General features: G+C 35.7%; 14 protein-coding genes. 4 read left to right on the forward strand and 10 right to left on the reverse strand.

From position 1 onward, the window contains the following. Window positions 1-2: 2 nt before the first annotated feature. The 5 genes from ACQWU4_RS06275 to ACQWU4_RS06295 form a co-directional block, all read right to left on the reverse strand. Window positions 3-338, reverse strand: a complete 336-nt coding sequence (locus tag ACQWU4_RS06275) for a hypothetical protein (protein WP_429934918.1) — start codon at window positions 336-338, stop codon at window positions 3-5. Window positions 339-350: 12 nt separating this feature from the next. Beyond that, window positions 351-1,145, reverse strand: coding sequence for an acyl-ACP--UDP-N-acetylglucosamine O-acyltransferase (lpxA, locus tag ACQWU4_RS06280; protein WP_429934919.1), 795 nt, complete (start codon window positions 1,143-1,145; stop codon window positions 351-353). Further along, window positions 1,146-2,543 (reverse strand): bifunctional UDP-3-O-[3-hydroxymyristoyl] N-acetylglucosamine deacetylase/3-hydroxyacyl-ACP dehydratase, encoded by a 1,398-nt coding sequence (locus ACQWU4_RS06285; protein ID WP_429934920.1) that lies wholly within the window; start codon window positions 2,541-2,543, stop codon window positions 1,146-1,148. It abuts the gene before it with no gap. Next, complete coding sequence (lpxD, locus tag ACQWU4_RS06290; RefSeq protein ID WP_429934921.1) at window positions 2,536-3,567, reverse strand: UDP-3-O-(3-hydroxymyristoyl)glucosamine N-acyltransferase; 1,032 nt, start codon at window positions 3,565-3,567, stop codon at window positions 2,536-2,538. The genes ACQWU4_RS06285 and lpxD overlap by 8 nt, the downstream gene beginning before the upstream one ends. Window positions 3,568-3,639: 72 nt before the next feature. Continuing rightward, on the reverse strand, window positions 3,640-4,866 hold the full coding sequence (locus tag ACQWU4_RS06295; RefSeq protein ID WP_429935080.1) for an HD domain-containing protein: 1,227 nt from the start codon (window positions 4,864-4,866) through the stop codon (window positions 3,640-3,642). Between the two features lie 199 nt (window positions 4,867-5,065). Between ACQWU4_RS06295 and ACQWU4_RS06300 the strand changes: the two genes are divergently transcribed. The 4 genes from ACQWU4_RS06300 to ACQWU4_RS06315 all read left to right on the forward strand — a co-directional run bounded on the left by ACQWU4_RS06300 (window position 5,066) and on the right by ACQWU4_RS06315 (window position 9,566). Then, window positions 5,066-6,709 carry a S41 family peptidase gene (locus ACQWU4_RS06300; protein WP_429934922.1) on the forward strand — a complete coding sequence of 548 codons (1,644 nt, stop codon included), beginning with the start codon at window positions 5,066-5,068 and terminating at the stop codon, window positions 6,707-6,709. Window positions 6,710-6,843: 134 nt separating this feature from the next. Beyond that, entirely contained in the window at window positions 6,844-8,388 is a 1,545-nt protein-coding gene (locus ACQWU4_RS06305) for a PglZ domain-containing protein (RefSeq protein ID WP_429934923.1), read from the forward strand. 123 nt (window positions 8,389-8,511) lie between these two features. Next, the gene (locus ACQWU4_RS06310; RefSeq protein WP_429934924.1) at window positions 8,512-8,805 is read left to right on the forward strand and encodes a YciI family protein; all 294 of its coding nucleotides are present in this window, start codon (window positions 8,512-8,514) and stop codon (window positions 8,803-8,805) included. Continuing rightward, on the forward strand, window positions 8,802-9,566 hold the full coding sequence (locus ACQWU4_RS06315; protein ID WP_429934925.1) for an exodeoxyribonuclease III: 765 nt from the start codon (window positions 8,802-8,804) through the stop codon (window positions 9,564-9,566). The genes ACQWU4_RS06310 and ACQWU4_RS06315 overlap by 4 nt, the downstream gene beginning before the upstream one ends. 51 nt (window positions 9,567-9,617) lie before the next feature. On the opposite strand, the gene ACQWU4_RS06320 is transcribed toward ACQWU4_RS06315, so the two are convergent. The 5 genes from ACQWU4_RS06320 to rfbC form a co-directional block, all read right to left on the reverse strand. After that, window positions 9,618-9,989 carry a septal ring lytic transglycosylase RlpA family protein gene (locus ACQWU4_RS06320; protein WP_429934926.1) on the reverse strand — a complete coding sequence of 124 codons (372 nt, stop codon included), beginning with the start codon at window positions 9,987-9,989 and terminating at the stop codon, window positions 9,618-9,620. Window positions 9,990-10,582: 593 nt separating this feature from the next. Next, window positions 10,583-11,329, reverse strand: coding sequence for a hypothetical protein (locus ACQWU4_RS06325; protein ID WP_429934927.1), 747 nt, complete (start codon window positions 11,327-11,329; stop codon window positions 10,583-10,585). Window positions 11,330-11,371: 42 nt separating this feature from the next. After that, window positions 11,372-11,995 (reverse strand): hypothetical protein, encoded by a 624-nt coding sequence (locus tag ACQWU4_RS06330; RefSeq protein WP_429934928.1) that lies wholly within the window; start codon window positions 11,993-11,995, stop codon window positions 11,372-11,374. Window positions 11,996-12,381: 386 nt separating this feature from the next. Continuing rightward, window positions 12,382-13,683 (reverse strand): 30S ribosomal protein S12 methylthiotransferase RimO, encoded by a 1,302-nt coding sequence (rimO, locus tag ACQWU4_RS06335; RefSeq protein WP_429934929.1) that lies wholly within the window; start codon window positions 13,681-13,683, stop codon window positions 12,382-12,384. Between the two features lie 95 nt (window positions 13,684-13,778). Beyond that, window positions 13,779-14,324 carry a dTDP-4-dehydrorhamnose 3,5-epimerase gene (rfbC, locus tag ACQWU4_RS06340; RefSeq protein WP_429934930.1) on the reverse strand — a complete coding sequence of 182 codons (546 nt, stop codon included), beginning with the start codon at window positions 14,322-14,324 and terminating at the stop codon, window positions 13,779-13,781. Window positions 14,325-14,331 lie beyond the last annotated feature (7 nt).

Genomic DNA, 14,331 nt, shown 5'->3' on the forward strand with positions numbered 1-14,331 from the left:
ATTTATTTTCTTTTATTAAATTGTATTCCCTGCCCCTGAGGCATCATTCTGTTAAATGTATTATTATTGAATGCATTCATATTGTTATTCAATCTGTTTACATTCATCTGAATTTCAGAATTATACTGATTGGCGGTCCCAAAAATTGAGCTCCCAGTATTTGACCGTTTCAGAACATCATTTAAATAATTCTTAGCAATACTGTCATTAGACTTCTCAGGATGTTTTCTTTCCATGATTGAAGTCTTCGTTATTTTTTCAGTTTTTAATCCTTCCGTTTGCTGTCCAAACAACAAAGATGAAGCTGAAAGCATTATTAGTAAGATTAAACTTTTCATTTGTAATTTATATTAATTACTTTCTTTACCTGTTCCGTATCCTTTTACAATACCTCTTGGAGAGTTCTGGATAAACTGAAGGATTTCGTCTCTTTCAGCTGTCGGAAGCATTTCTTTTTCAATGTGTGAAATAGCCTGGGAAACGTTCATCTTCATCTGGAAAATAGCTCTGTAGATTTTCTGGATCTCAAAAATTTTCTCATTGGTAAATCCTCTTCTCCTTAAACCAACCGAGTTGATTCCTGCATAAGACATTGGCTCTCTAGCTACTTTTACGTATGGCGGGATATCTTTTCTTACCAAAGTACCTCCGGAGATCATCACATGCTTTCCGATTTTACCAAACTGGTGAACAGCACTAAGGCCACCCATCACAGTATAATCGCCAATTTCTACGTGTCCGGCAATACCACAGCCATTCACGATAATAACATGATCACCAATAACACAGTCGTGAGCAATATGGGAAGTTGCCATAATCAGGCAGTTCGCTCCTATTTTTGTAAATCCTAAGGCTTTTGTTCCTCTGTTTACGGTAACACATTCTCTGATTGTTGTATCGTCACCGATAATAACCTGAGTATCTTCACCATCAAACTTCAGATCCTGAGGGATCGCAGAAATTACCGTTCCCGGGAAAATCCTGCAGTTTTTACCTATTCTCGCCCCGTCCATAATGGTAACGTTCGGGCCTATCCAGGTTCCTTCTCCAATTTCTACATCCCCGGCAATTGTAGTGAATGGTTCTACAATTACATTTTTGCTGATTTTTGCGCGTTTATCTACGGCTGCTAATTGATGAATCATTTAATCAACTTTATTTTTTGCAACTTGAGCCATTAATTCTGCTTCTACTGCTACGGTATCTCCTACATATCCGTATCCCTGCATATGAACAATACCTCTTCTGATAGGCTCTATCAATTCAATTTTGAAAATCATAGTATCACCGGGAACTACTTTTCTCTTGAATTTTACTTTATCAATTTTAATGAAATAAGTGGAGTAATTTTCAGGATCCGGAACGCTTGCCAATACAAGGATACCTCCTGTCTGAGCCAAAGCTTCTACCTGAAGAACTCCAGGCATTACAGGCTCTTTAGGGAAATGTCCTACGAAAAAAGGTTCGTTCATAGTCACATTTTTCAAACCTACCACGTGAGAATCTGAAAGTTCAAGAACTTTATCAATCAATAAGAATGGAGGTCTGTGAGGCATAAGCTTCATAATTCCGTTAATATCAAAAACAGGTTCTTTGGTAAGATCGAAATCTGGTACGTTTTTCTTTTTCTGAAGTTTCCACTGGCGGTTCAGTTTTTTTGCAAACTGGGTATTCACAAAGTGTCCCGGCTTGTTTGCAATTACTTTACCTTTTATTTTTACGCCAGCCAAAGCCAAGTCACCAATTACGTCAAGTAATTTATGTCTGGCAGCTTCGTTAGGGTAATTTAATGTAAGATTATCAAGAATACCGTTCGGTCTGATAGAAACGTTATCTTTTCCGAAGGCTTTTTTCAGTTTTTCTGTAGTGTCGGGAGTCAGATCCTTATCTACATATACTATAGCATTAGAGATATCTCCGCCTCTGATCAATCCGTGATCCAAAAGCATTTCCAGTTCATGCAGAAAGCTGAAGGTTCTTGCAGAAGAGATCTCTTCTTTAAATTCTGAAATATTTTTAAGGGTAGCATTCTGGGTTCCCAATACTTTGGTTCCAAAATCTACCATGGTAGTCACTTCGTAAGTATCTGAAGGAATGATTGTAATTTCTGATCCAGATGCCGGGTCTGCATAGCTCAGTACTTCTTTTATTACCAGATATTCTCTGGCAATGTTCTGCTCTGCTATTCCTACACTTTCAATAGCTTCAACAAAGAATTTTGAAGATCCGTCTAAAATTGGAGGCTCGGAAGCATCCATTTCCAGAATGGCATTATCAATGTCACATCCCACCAACGCAGCTAAAAGGTGCTCACAGGTAGTGATTTTTACGCCTAATTTTTCTAATGTTGTTCCTCTTTCTGTTGCTACTACATAATTAACATCCGCTTCTACCTGAGGATGTCCCTCCAGGTCTGTTCTTACGAACACGAAACCTGTATTTTCCTTTGCAGGCTTAATGGTAAGTTTTACTTCTTTACCTGTATGAAGGCCAATTCCAGAAAGCGTTACTTCTTTCTGGAGTGTTTTTTGCATATCACTCATTAGTTTTATCTTTTGAGATATCCTCAAGATTATTTATTCTCTTTACAATTTCAGTAAAATTTCTGAAATGGACGTAATTTCTAAGATAGTCATTATAACTTATCGCAGGGGACCCGTACAATGTTTCTTTATCATTAACACTGGAATTCACACCACTCTGAGCCTGAATTTTCACCTGATTACCAATTTTGATATGGCCAACGACTCCTACCTGTCCTCCGATCTGGTTCCAGTCTCCGATAGTAGTAGATCCTGCAATTCCGGCCTGTGCCGCAATCACATTGTTCTGACCGATTTTCACGTTGTGAGCAATCTGGATCAGGTTATCAATCTTGGTACCCTTCCCTATAATGGTAGAACCTATTGTAGCTCTGTCGATACTACAGTTTGAGCCGATTTCCACATCGTCTTCGATAATCACGTTTCCTAACTGAGGAATCTTCTTAAATCCTTCAGCAGTAGGCTGAAAACCGAATCCGTCCCCCCCCACAACCGTGTTGGAATGAATCACACAGTTATCTCCGATAATACAGTAGTCATAAATTCTGGCACCACTGTCAATTTTACAGTTTTTACCGATTTTAACTCCTTTACCGATATATACATGCGGATAAATCTGCGAACCTTCTCCGATTCTGGCTTTCTCAGAAACATAAGTAAATGCCCCGATATACACCTTTTCACCAATCACAGCAGTATCATGAATAGAAGAACCGGTTTCGATTCCCTCTTTTCTGCCCTGCATTTCCTGATACAGATTCATCAGAATCTGAAAAGAAAGGTATGCATCCTTTACAACAATTAAGGTAGGATTATAATTATCTTTATCTATAAGTTTTTCCGAAACAATAATAACGGAGCATTTTGAGGTATCTAAAAAATGGGAAAATCGATCCTGTGCTATAAAAGAAAGATGTCCTGATTCACCATTCTCAATTGGTGAAACCCCCGTAATAACCGTACTTTCGTCGCCTATTATCTGTCCGTCAATAAAACTTGCAATTTGCGAAGCTGTAAATTCCATATTCTGCAAAGATAAGAAATTCTGTAATTCGCAAACATTTTTTGATTTTAGGAACGTGAATTTTAAGATTATTTAAGATATTATCTGGGAAATATCTCTCGGAAAGGTAAGAATATACCTGGCTGTTTTGTGTACCATAAGCCCGGACAACAGCTGATCCTGCGACTCTTCCAGCCTGATCTTTTTACCGTCTTTCTGAAGCAGATAAATAGGCTGTTTTTTGGTGTCATAAGGCAGTAATTTCCTCTTAATCTCATGTACAAGCTCTTTTCCATTATCAATTCCGAAAAATTCATTGGTGTTTTTTATTTTTTCTTCAATGAATTTCTTTTTAAAGGAGCGGGTGGAAATAATCGTTTTAGGAAGGTTTCTCTGGATCACACATTTGCACCAATAAGAAAGAATAAAGTCTTCGGAATCCTGCCAGGATTTCATCGCATGAATTATATCATTATCATCAAGTTGCGTAAATCTGTAAATATCCTCATCGGTAGCTGCACTTTTCCCACGGTTTAAAAAATATTTCAGATTTTCTCCTGCAGGCAGATCCATTCCTTCGGAAATCAGATATTTTGCTCTTTCCAAAATTTTAACCAAAAGAAACTCTGCGAGCGCTGAAGTTTTATGATAATACACCTGCCAGTACATAAACATTCTGGCGGTAAGGAAGTTTTCAATGGAGTAAACCCCTTTGGCATCAATCACCAATTCGCCTTCGCTGCATACATTCATCATGGAAATGATCCTTTGTGTATTGATATTTCCTTCTGAAACACCTGTGAAAAAGCTGTCTCTGTTCAGATAATCAAGCCTGTCTACATCAAGCTGGGAAGAGATAAGCTGGTTGAAAAATTTCCGATGGTATTTTCCCTGAAACATTTCGATGGCTACAGAAAGCTGTCCATCAAATTCTTCATTCAGCTTATTCATTAATAATAAGGAAAGTTTTTCGTGGTGCCAGTCGTCCATCAGCATATTTTCCAATGCATGAGAGAAAGGTCCGTGGCCGATATCATGCATCAAAATAGCAAGCATTGCTCCTTTTTCTTCCTCTTCGGTAATCTTAACCCCTTTCTGACGCAGGGTTTCCAGTGCCGTAAACATCAGATGCATTGCTCCCAGCGCATGGTGAAATCTTGTATGGGTAGCTCCCGGAAAGATCAGATTGAGAAGTCCCGTCTGCCCGATTCTGCGCAGTCTCTGAAAGTAAGGATGTTCTATAACGTCAAATAAAATTTCGTGTGGGATTCTGATGAAACCATGAACGGGATCGTTGATGATCTTTAACTTATTCTGCATGGAGGCTTTGGTATTGGTAAACAAAGTTAGGGATTTTAAATTTTAGGGATTATAAATTGGTGTTAAGAATTTTAAGCTGTCGGCATATGCAATATATTTTTATTTTTTTTAACCACAGATCATACGAATTTACACAGATGCTTCTGCATATTCTATTTTAAAAATATATCTTTGATTGTATAAATAACGCTACTGTTTAATGAGAAAAATTTCTCTCTTCATTCTATTTTTTTTCAGTTTACATTTTTCGGCACAGGCTTTATCTGAAACTCAAAAGCTGGAATCGCTGTGCAGGGTTTGGGGATTTTTAAAGTATTATCATCCTCATGTTGCCAAAGGAGATTTTGATTGGGATAAGCAGCTCTTTCAAAAAATTGATGAACTTGATCATATTCAGGATAAAGCCCAGCTTAACGAATTATATTCCAAATGGATCAGCAGTCTCGGAAAAATTGATGAATGCAAAAAATGCCCAAAAGAAGATAAAGAGAAAGTTTATTTTTTGAGAAATTTTGACCTGAACTGGATTAATAATAAACAAATATTCAATGAGGAAGTTACCCGGGAGTTACTTTTTATTCAAAATAACAGAAATTTAAGCAGCAGTCATTATTTCGGGAAAGGAGGGAAAAAGGTTTATTTTAAAAATGAGAATTCATACGGTTCAAAATTCACATCAAAAGAAATCAGCCTGCTGGAGCTTTTCAGATATTGGAATCTGGTAGAATATTTTTTCCCATACAAATACCTTACAGATCAGAACTGGAACGATGTTTTAACAGAAATGGTTCCTAAATTCCTGAATATTGACAATGATGAAAATTACCAATTAACTCTCGCAGAACTGGTAGCAAAAACTGATGATTCCCACGCCTTTCTATATTCACCTATAATCAATGTAAATCAATATGGAAGAAGAAAAGTCCCGGCATTATACAGCTATGCGGAAGGAAAACTGGTTGTAACAAAGATCATTAAAAATAAATTTGATGAAGAAACATCTTTGAAAACTGGTGATGTGATTTACGATGTCAATGGCCGGACGATACCTCAGATGGTGAATGGTCTAGGGAAATACATTCCTGCATCCAATTCCTGGGGAAAGATCAATAAAGTCAGGAATCTGTTTCTTTTCAGTAATAATAATTCCATTACTTTAAAAATAGAACGCGGTGGGCAAAATCTTGCTGTTCAGGTGAAAACATATCTTCTTAAAGATATTACCCAGGAAATACCGGCTGTTCAGCAAAAGTGGAAATTTCTGGATGCGGACAAAAAGACAGGCTATGTGAATATGGGTATTATTGAAAAAAGTGATCTGGATGATATGTATAAGGATTTTAAATCTGCTACGTCAATCATTTTTGATCTCAGAAATTATCCTAAACAGACTATTTTTCCTCTAAGCAGGTTAATTCTTCCGGAAAAAACAATTTATTATCAATTTAATTTTCCGGAGACGGATTATTTGAGTAAATTTTATAGCGCAAAAAACAGCATCGGAAGAAAAAATCCGGATTATTATAAAGGACGCGTAATTGTTTTAGCAGACGAGAGCACACAAAGCCAGGCAGAGACCACAACGATGATGCTTAAACAACACCCGAATGTTAAAGTGATCGGCAGTAATACTTCAGGGGCCAATGGTGACGTTATAAGATTTAAAATTGCAGACCTTGACACTTGTTTTACAGGACTTGGAGCCTATTACCCTGATGGAAGGGAAACGCAGAGGATAGGAATTGTCCCTGATATTATCATAAAGCCTACTGTAAAAGGTATACAGGAAGGAAAAGACGAGGTTCTGGAAAGAGCTTTGGATTATATAAAGACCGGTTTTTAAACAATTTGAATATCAGTAGTAATGATGCGGATTTTCATTTAACTAATATTTAACTTTTGTTGTCTCTAATTTGTGAGAATTTAAAAAGAATTGGTCAACATTTTGATGCAATAACCATGTAAAAAAATAAATATATGTCGGAAAAGATATTATGGATAGATGATGAAATAGATTTACTCAAACCCCATATCGTATTCTTAGAAAAAAAAGGTTATCAGGTAACTCCTGTTAACAATGTAAACGAAGCTCTGGAGCTTATGGATTCAGAGAAATTTGCGTTGACACTTATTGATGAAAATATGCCCGGTATTTCAGGACTGGAGGCTATTCCAATGATCAAAGACAAAGATAATTCTTTAAAGATCGTGATGGTAACGAAAAGTGAGGAGGAGCATATTATGGAAGAAGCCATCGGATCTCAGATTGCAGATTACATTTTAAAGCCTGTAAATCCCAACCAGATCTTATTATCATTAAAAAAGAATCTGCAGGAGGATAATCTTGTGGAGCAGAAAACAATTCTTCAGTATCAGCAGGAGTTCAGAAACCTGTCTATGGAACTTTCCTATATCAGAACTTATCAGGAATGGGCGGAATATTATAAGAAAATATTAAGCTGGGAGATAAAATTCGATAAAGTGGCAGATAATGAATTTTCTGACCTTCTTCAATCCCAGAAAGAGGAAGCCAATATCCAGTTTGCCAAATTCATTGAGAAAAATTACGAAAGCTGGCTTACAGATCCTGATAAACCTTTAATGAGCCATACTCTTTTTAAGGAAAAAGTAAAGCCTGAGGTAGAGAAAGAAAAAGTTCTTCTTCTTATGGTAGACAATCTGCGTTTTGACCAGTGGAAAGTTATTGAACCATTATTTACTAAATATTACAATAAAATTTCAGAAGATTATTATTACAGTATTCTTCCTACAGCCACACAGTATGCAAGAAACTCTTTCTTTGCAGGGTTGATGCCGTCTGAAATCGAGAAACGTTTTCCTGATAAATGGTTCAACGATAATGAAGAGGGGAATAAAAATGAATATGAACGTGATTTTCTGGAAGATCAGATGAAAAGAATCGGTTTAGGATCTAAATCGATGAAATATCTTAAAGTTCTGAATGCGGATTTTGAGCGAAAGATTTATGATGATTTTAACCAGCATAAAAATAATGACCTTCTGGTTATTGTTTACAACTTTATTGATATACTTTCTCACGCCAAAACAGATAATCATATTGTAGACCAGCTGATCCGTGATGACAAAACCTTCAGATCTCTTACTTTTAACTGGTTTGAAAACTCGTCATTACTAAAGATTATTAAAGCTGCTGCAGAAAACGGATATAAACTTGTAATTACTACAGACCACGGAACGGTATACGTTAAAAAACCAAGCAAAGTAGTCGGTGACCGTGAAACATCCACCAATATCCGTTATAAAACAGGAAAAAGCTTAACTTATGATGACAGTGATGTATGGGCTGTTACCAATCCTGAAAAGCTGTTTCTTCCAAAAGGAAATTTAAGCTCAAAATATATTTTTGCAAAAAATAATATTTTCCTGGCTTATCCGAAAAATTACAATCACTTTGTGAATTACTATAAAGAAACTTACCAGCATGGGGGAATTTCATTGGAAGAATGTATTATTCCTATCAGCATTTTAGAACCCAAATAATTTTTTTCATAGTTTAATTTAAATTTTGGGTTTAAGGCGGCAAAAATCGGATGATTTTTGCCGCTTCTTTTTTTACATATACTTTTAATAGTCTGAAAGAGTTCATATCTTAGCAAAAAAACGATGTTTATTATCTCGCTGACTTACAAAACTTCTCTGGAAAATGTAGAACATTTCATTCCGGAGCACAATGATTTTCTTGAAAAAAACTATACTTCCGGAAATTTTATCGCTTCGGGCAGAAAGGAACCAAGAACCGGAGGGATTATAATTGCAGATGCAGGCTCTAAAGAGGAAGTTGAAGAAATCATTACGAAAGACCCTTTTTATATTCATCAGATAGCAGATTATGATATCACTGAATTTATTCCTTCAAAATATAACGAACATTTTAAATTTTTCATCAAAAATTCATGAAGTTAATCACATATAACGTTAACGGAATCAGGGCAGCCTTTACTAAAGATTTTCTGGGCTGGCTAAAAATTGCTGATCCGGACACAATCTGTATTCAGGAAAGTAAAGCCGGAAACGATCAGATAGATATTGAAAGTCTTGAAAAAATCGGTTATTACAGTTATTGGCATTCCGCAGTCAGAAAAGGCTACAGCGGTGTCGGAATTGCGTCGAAAATCAAGCCTAATCATGTGGAATACGGATGTGGTATCGAGAGCTATGATAATGAGGGCAGAATTATCCGCGCAGATTTCGATGGGTACTCTGTAATTTCAGTATATGTTCCATCTGCCAGCAATATTGAAAGACTGGAGTTTAAAATGCAGTTTTGCCATGATTTCCTTACTTACATAAAGGAATTAAGGAAAACGATTCCTAACCTTATTATTTCCGGTGATTTTAATATTTGCCATCAGGCTATTGATATTCATGATCCGGTCCGTTTAAAGAATGTTTCCGGGTTTCTTCCGATGGAAAGAGAATGGATGACCAGCTTCATTGAAGAATGTGAGCTGATTGACAGTTTCCGCTTTTTCAATAATGAACCTGACAATTATACATGGTGGAGCTACAGACAGAATTCCAGAGCCAAAAATAAAGGTTGGAGGCTGGATTATAATTTTGCAACCTATACCTTAAAAGATAAGCTCTCACGGGCTGTAATTTTAAAGGAAGCTGTACATTCCGATCATTGCCCTGCCCTATTGGAAGTAAATGTTTAGAACAAACAAAAGCCAGCTGATACAGCTGGCTTTTTAATTTAAATCATAAATTTAGTCGACAATTTCATATTCAACCGGAATGGTACCATGACTGATATTTCCGATTTCATCGAACGCAGCTTTAGAAATATCTAATGCTCTTGATGAATGGAAAGGTCCTCTATCATTAATCCTTACTATTACCTGTTTTCCATTGTTCAGATTGGTAACTCTAATATTAGTCCCAAACGGAAGCGTTCTGTTTGCAGCAGTGAACTTTGAATTACTAAAAATTTCTCCGCTTGCTGTTTTTCTACCATTAAACTTATCGTGGTAGTACGATGCATAACTTGTTTTCTTCGCATCTAAAGTGTTACCTGTAAAAGAATAAACACCCAGGGTTGAAATCATCATTATGATTACGAGAATGAATCTTTTCATCATCTTGAATTTTATTGGTTTTGACGGAGCAAAAGTATAAGGAATGTTGTAAAGTCCCTACTCTATATGTTAAAAACTGTTAATGAAAACAAAATTATATGTTAACAAAGCCTGTAAGTTACTATTAACAGGGGTTTTAGGTAGCACTGTTAAAAAATGTTAAAAAATTAGCATAAAAGTTAACATAATTAACTTTTTAATAAAAAAATTGAAATTAACAATTTTATAAATAATTGAAAATCAGATAATTATTTATTTTAAGAAATTCAATAGTAATGCAAAGGAGTTATACAAAAAATAAAAACTTTAAGATATTAAACCATACAGAACTGTTTTAATAGGCTTATTAAGGTTGTAAAGTAAATCACTCATAAATTATTTAACAATAATTTTTACCCTAAACTAATTGCTCTATAAATTTTATATACTTTAAATTATCATCTACTTCTATCCTTCTTATGCTATTCATATTCAAATTAAATACCAAATGTATACTATGAGCAACTGTTAGCTTTTAAAAGGAATTAACACCATCCATATAAAAAAACCAATGAGAATCTCATTGGCTTTTTTTATAAATATAAATTAGAATCTATTTATTTGATATATTCTACTGTATAATCATAGTTTCCTGATGGATAAACTACAGAAATACTAGGAGATCCTGTAATAAGATTTCCTGTTGCAATATCATAAGAATATACATTGTTATCATAAACAGTACCTGTTCCTGCTTTATAAATAGTTACTCTGTATACAGAAGCTGTAGCACTTGCCGGAATAGTTATAGGTCCTGGAATGTATGCTGTAGGTGAAGTAGAGCTTCCACTAGCAGTGAACGTCCCTTTTTTAGCAAAAACCTGCTTACTTCCAACCAATGTATTTGTTGCTACTTCAGAAGTAGTAGTTACATCATATTTAGCACTACCTCCACCTACTGGTCTCCACACCCCGGCAGTAACGTTTCCGTTTGATGCTCCATTTGGGTTATAGAAATAGTAGTATCCAGGAGTAACAGCTGTTGCTGTTGAGGATCTGTTACCAGTTGTAAGAGTATTTCCTGTAGCATTGTTATATACTAGCATACCATCGAAGTAAGTTGGGAAAGTAACACTATCTGCTAAAGTAAGATCAAACTGGAAGTTAACCAAGTCTACACTTGGAATAATAACCCCTTTACCTACATATGGCTGAGCACCAGATTCAGTACTGAAGTTTGTACTTCCATCTAATAACACGTTAGAATTTGTAATGGTAGCATTTGTTGGCTGGTTAGTAAGAACCTGAGCATAGCTAACTGTTCCAAGTCCAACCAATAATAAAAGATTAAATATATTTTTCATCGTTGTATAAAATTTAAAAATTAATTATCACAGAGCATTATATTATAATCCAACACTCACCCAAATTGTTCCAGTCCAAACTACTGATGTTCTACCTCTAAGGTTGTTATTACCAGCCTGTCCTACTATACCAAGAATAGTGTTTGCTTGAGTTGAAGGGTTATTGTTAAATACAAGCACTGTACGTCCTGCATCTGCAGCTGTCAACGGAGGGAAAGTAATAGTAACACCTCCTGCCGCAATATTTGTTACTATTAAGTAGTCGTTTGCAGCAACGGTGTAAGCTCCCGCACTAGTTGTAGTTACTGTTCCTCTAATCGCTTCATACTTTTGAGGGGTAACAGCACCACCACCTCCTACTGCTTTCCAAGTAGATGTTGGGTCATCATAGTAATAGAAACCAGGAGCTGTAACATTTACAGTTTTAGCTGTCGTTGTACCATCTACAGCTGTAACAAATGCAAGAGCACCATTTTGAGCAGTTGCATACGCAGTATTTTTAGCTGCTAACTGATCTTCTGTCATACGAGGGACTAGTAAGGCATCAGGTCTAGTATTGTCAGTAGTAGTAGCTACCACGTCTAATGTTGCGGCCGGTGCAGTCGTGTTAATACCCACACGTCCCGTTGTCTGAGCCTTGGAAACTGCCGAAAGGCCAACGAGCATTGTCGCTGTTAATAAAAATTTTTTCATAAGTTTTTAAAGATTTTAAATTACATTATTTTTCATCAATATTTCCAAAACGGAAAATGCGTCCCAACTTGTGCTTTATCTTCTAAGCCATCCATATTTTCCAGCTTTATTTGGATAGGCAACTCATTGAAGCATTTGATTTTAAAACATTGCTTATTGCGCAAATTTAAGACATAATTTTGAAATTTATTCATTTTATATAAAAAAAATAAAAGACTTTTATTTAGCAAAATAGCAACTTACTGAAAATCAATATAATCAATAATATTACAATTTGATTTGCTGCGTTAAATTTTATTAATATTTTCAATTATTCCTGAAAATCATGTGTAAATATAATCCTGCTAAAAGGCAGGTTCTCAGATCAGTTCACCATATAAGTCAAATTCTTCTGCTGAAGTTATTTTCACTTCTGCAAATTCACCTATTGAAATATAAGTTTCATCAGCGGAAACCAGAACTGTATTGTCTACGTCGGGGGAATCAAATTCTGTTCTTCCAATAAAATAGTTACCTTCTTTTCTATCAAATATACATTTGAATGTTTTCCCAATCTTCTCCTGATTTTTCTCCCAGGAAATCTGTGACTGCAATTCCATGATCTCTTCCACTCTTGCTTCTTTTACTTCTTGTGGAATATCATCTTCTAGTACGTAAGCACCGGTATTTTCTTCATGAGAATAAGTGAAGCAACCTAATCTGTCAAATTTTTGCTCTCTTACCCAGTCTTTCAACTCCTGAAATCTTTCTTCAGTTTCTCCCGGATATCCAACGATTAAGGTTGTTCTTACAGCCATATCAGGAACCTTCTCTCTAAACTTAGCTAATAATGCATTCGTTTTTTCATGAGTTGTCCCACGTTTCATAGATTTCAACAGATCAGAATTAATATGCTGAAGAGGGATATCTATATAATTACATACTTTAGGTTCTTCACGGATGATATCCAGAACATCCTCGGGAAAGCCACTTGGGAAAGCATAATGAAGACGTATCCATTCGATACCTTCAACTTTTACCAACTCTTTTAAAAGTTCACCAAGCGCACGTTTTTTATAAATATCAAGACCATAATAAGTAAGATCCTGTGCAATAAGGATGATCTCTTTTGTTCCTTTTTTTGCCAGTTTTTGAGCTTCTAAAACCAGTTTTTCGATCGGCGTTGACACATGTCCGCCTCTCATTAAAGGAATAGCACAGAAAGAACATGGTCGGTCACAACCTTCTGAAATCTTAAGATATGCGTAATGCTTAGGGGTAGTAGTCAATCTCTCACCTACCAGTTCATGCTTGTAATCTGCACCAAGGTGCTTTAGAAGAACAGGCAGGTCCCTTGTTCCAAAATATTGGTCTACATCCGGAATTTCTTTAATAAGATCTGGTTTGTATCTTTCAGAAAGACAACCTGTAACAAAAACTTTTTCAACCTCGCCTCTGTTTTTTGCATCTACATAATCAAGGATTGTATTAATGGATTCTTCCTTCGCATTATCAATAAATCCGCAAGTATTGATTACAACAATATCTCCGCGGTCTTCATGAATCACTTCTTTTCCATTTGCTTTCAGCTGGCTCATTAATACTTCAGAATCATATACATTCTTGGAGCATCCAAGAGTAACTACATTGATTTTCTTCTTCCCTACAGATTTAGTACGCATCGTTTTGATTTTGAGTGTGCAAAGATACAAAATAATAAAGAGTAAGGCTCAAAAAATAAAAACCACTTTAGGAAAGTGGTTTTCAATATTTTATTTTAGAAATTGCGTTCGGAGAATTTCGGTAAAGCCTTATCTTTTTCAGAAAGAATAACTGATTCAAGTGGTAATTTCCAGTCAATATTTAATTCCGGATCATTCCAGATGACGCTTCCTTCAGATTCTTTATCATAAAAATTATCACATTTATACGAAAAGATTGCAGTTTCACTTAAAACGGAAAAACCATGTCCGAAACCTCGCGGTACATAAAGCTGAAGTTTATTCTCAGGTGTAAGCTCTACACCAAACCACTTACCAAATGTGGGTGAGTCTTCTCTTAAGTCAACTGCTACATCAAAAACTTTTCCCTCCAGACAAGATACCAGTTTGGCCTGGGCATGTTCTCCTTTCTGTAAATGAAGGCCTCTGAGTACCCCATATGAAGATTTTGAAATATTATCCTGAACAAAGTGCCCATTCATTCCTGTAAGTTCTTCAAATTTCTTTTCATTGAATTTTTCAAAGAAGTATCCTCTTTCGTCTTCAAAAATTGTAGGTTCAATGATATAACAATCTTTTAAAGGTGTCTCTTTTATTTTCATTTTTGTA

The sequence above is a fragment of the Chryseobacterium sp. MIQD13 genome (assembly GCF_050496705.1).
In the GTDB taxonomy this organism is placed as follows: domain Bacteria; phylum Bacteroidota; class Bacteroidia; order Flavobacteriales; family Weeksellaceae; genus Chryseobacterium.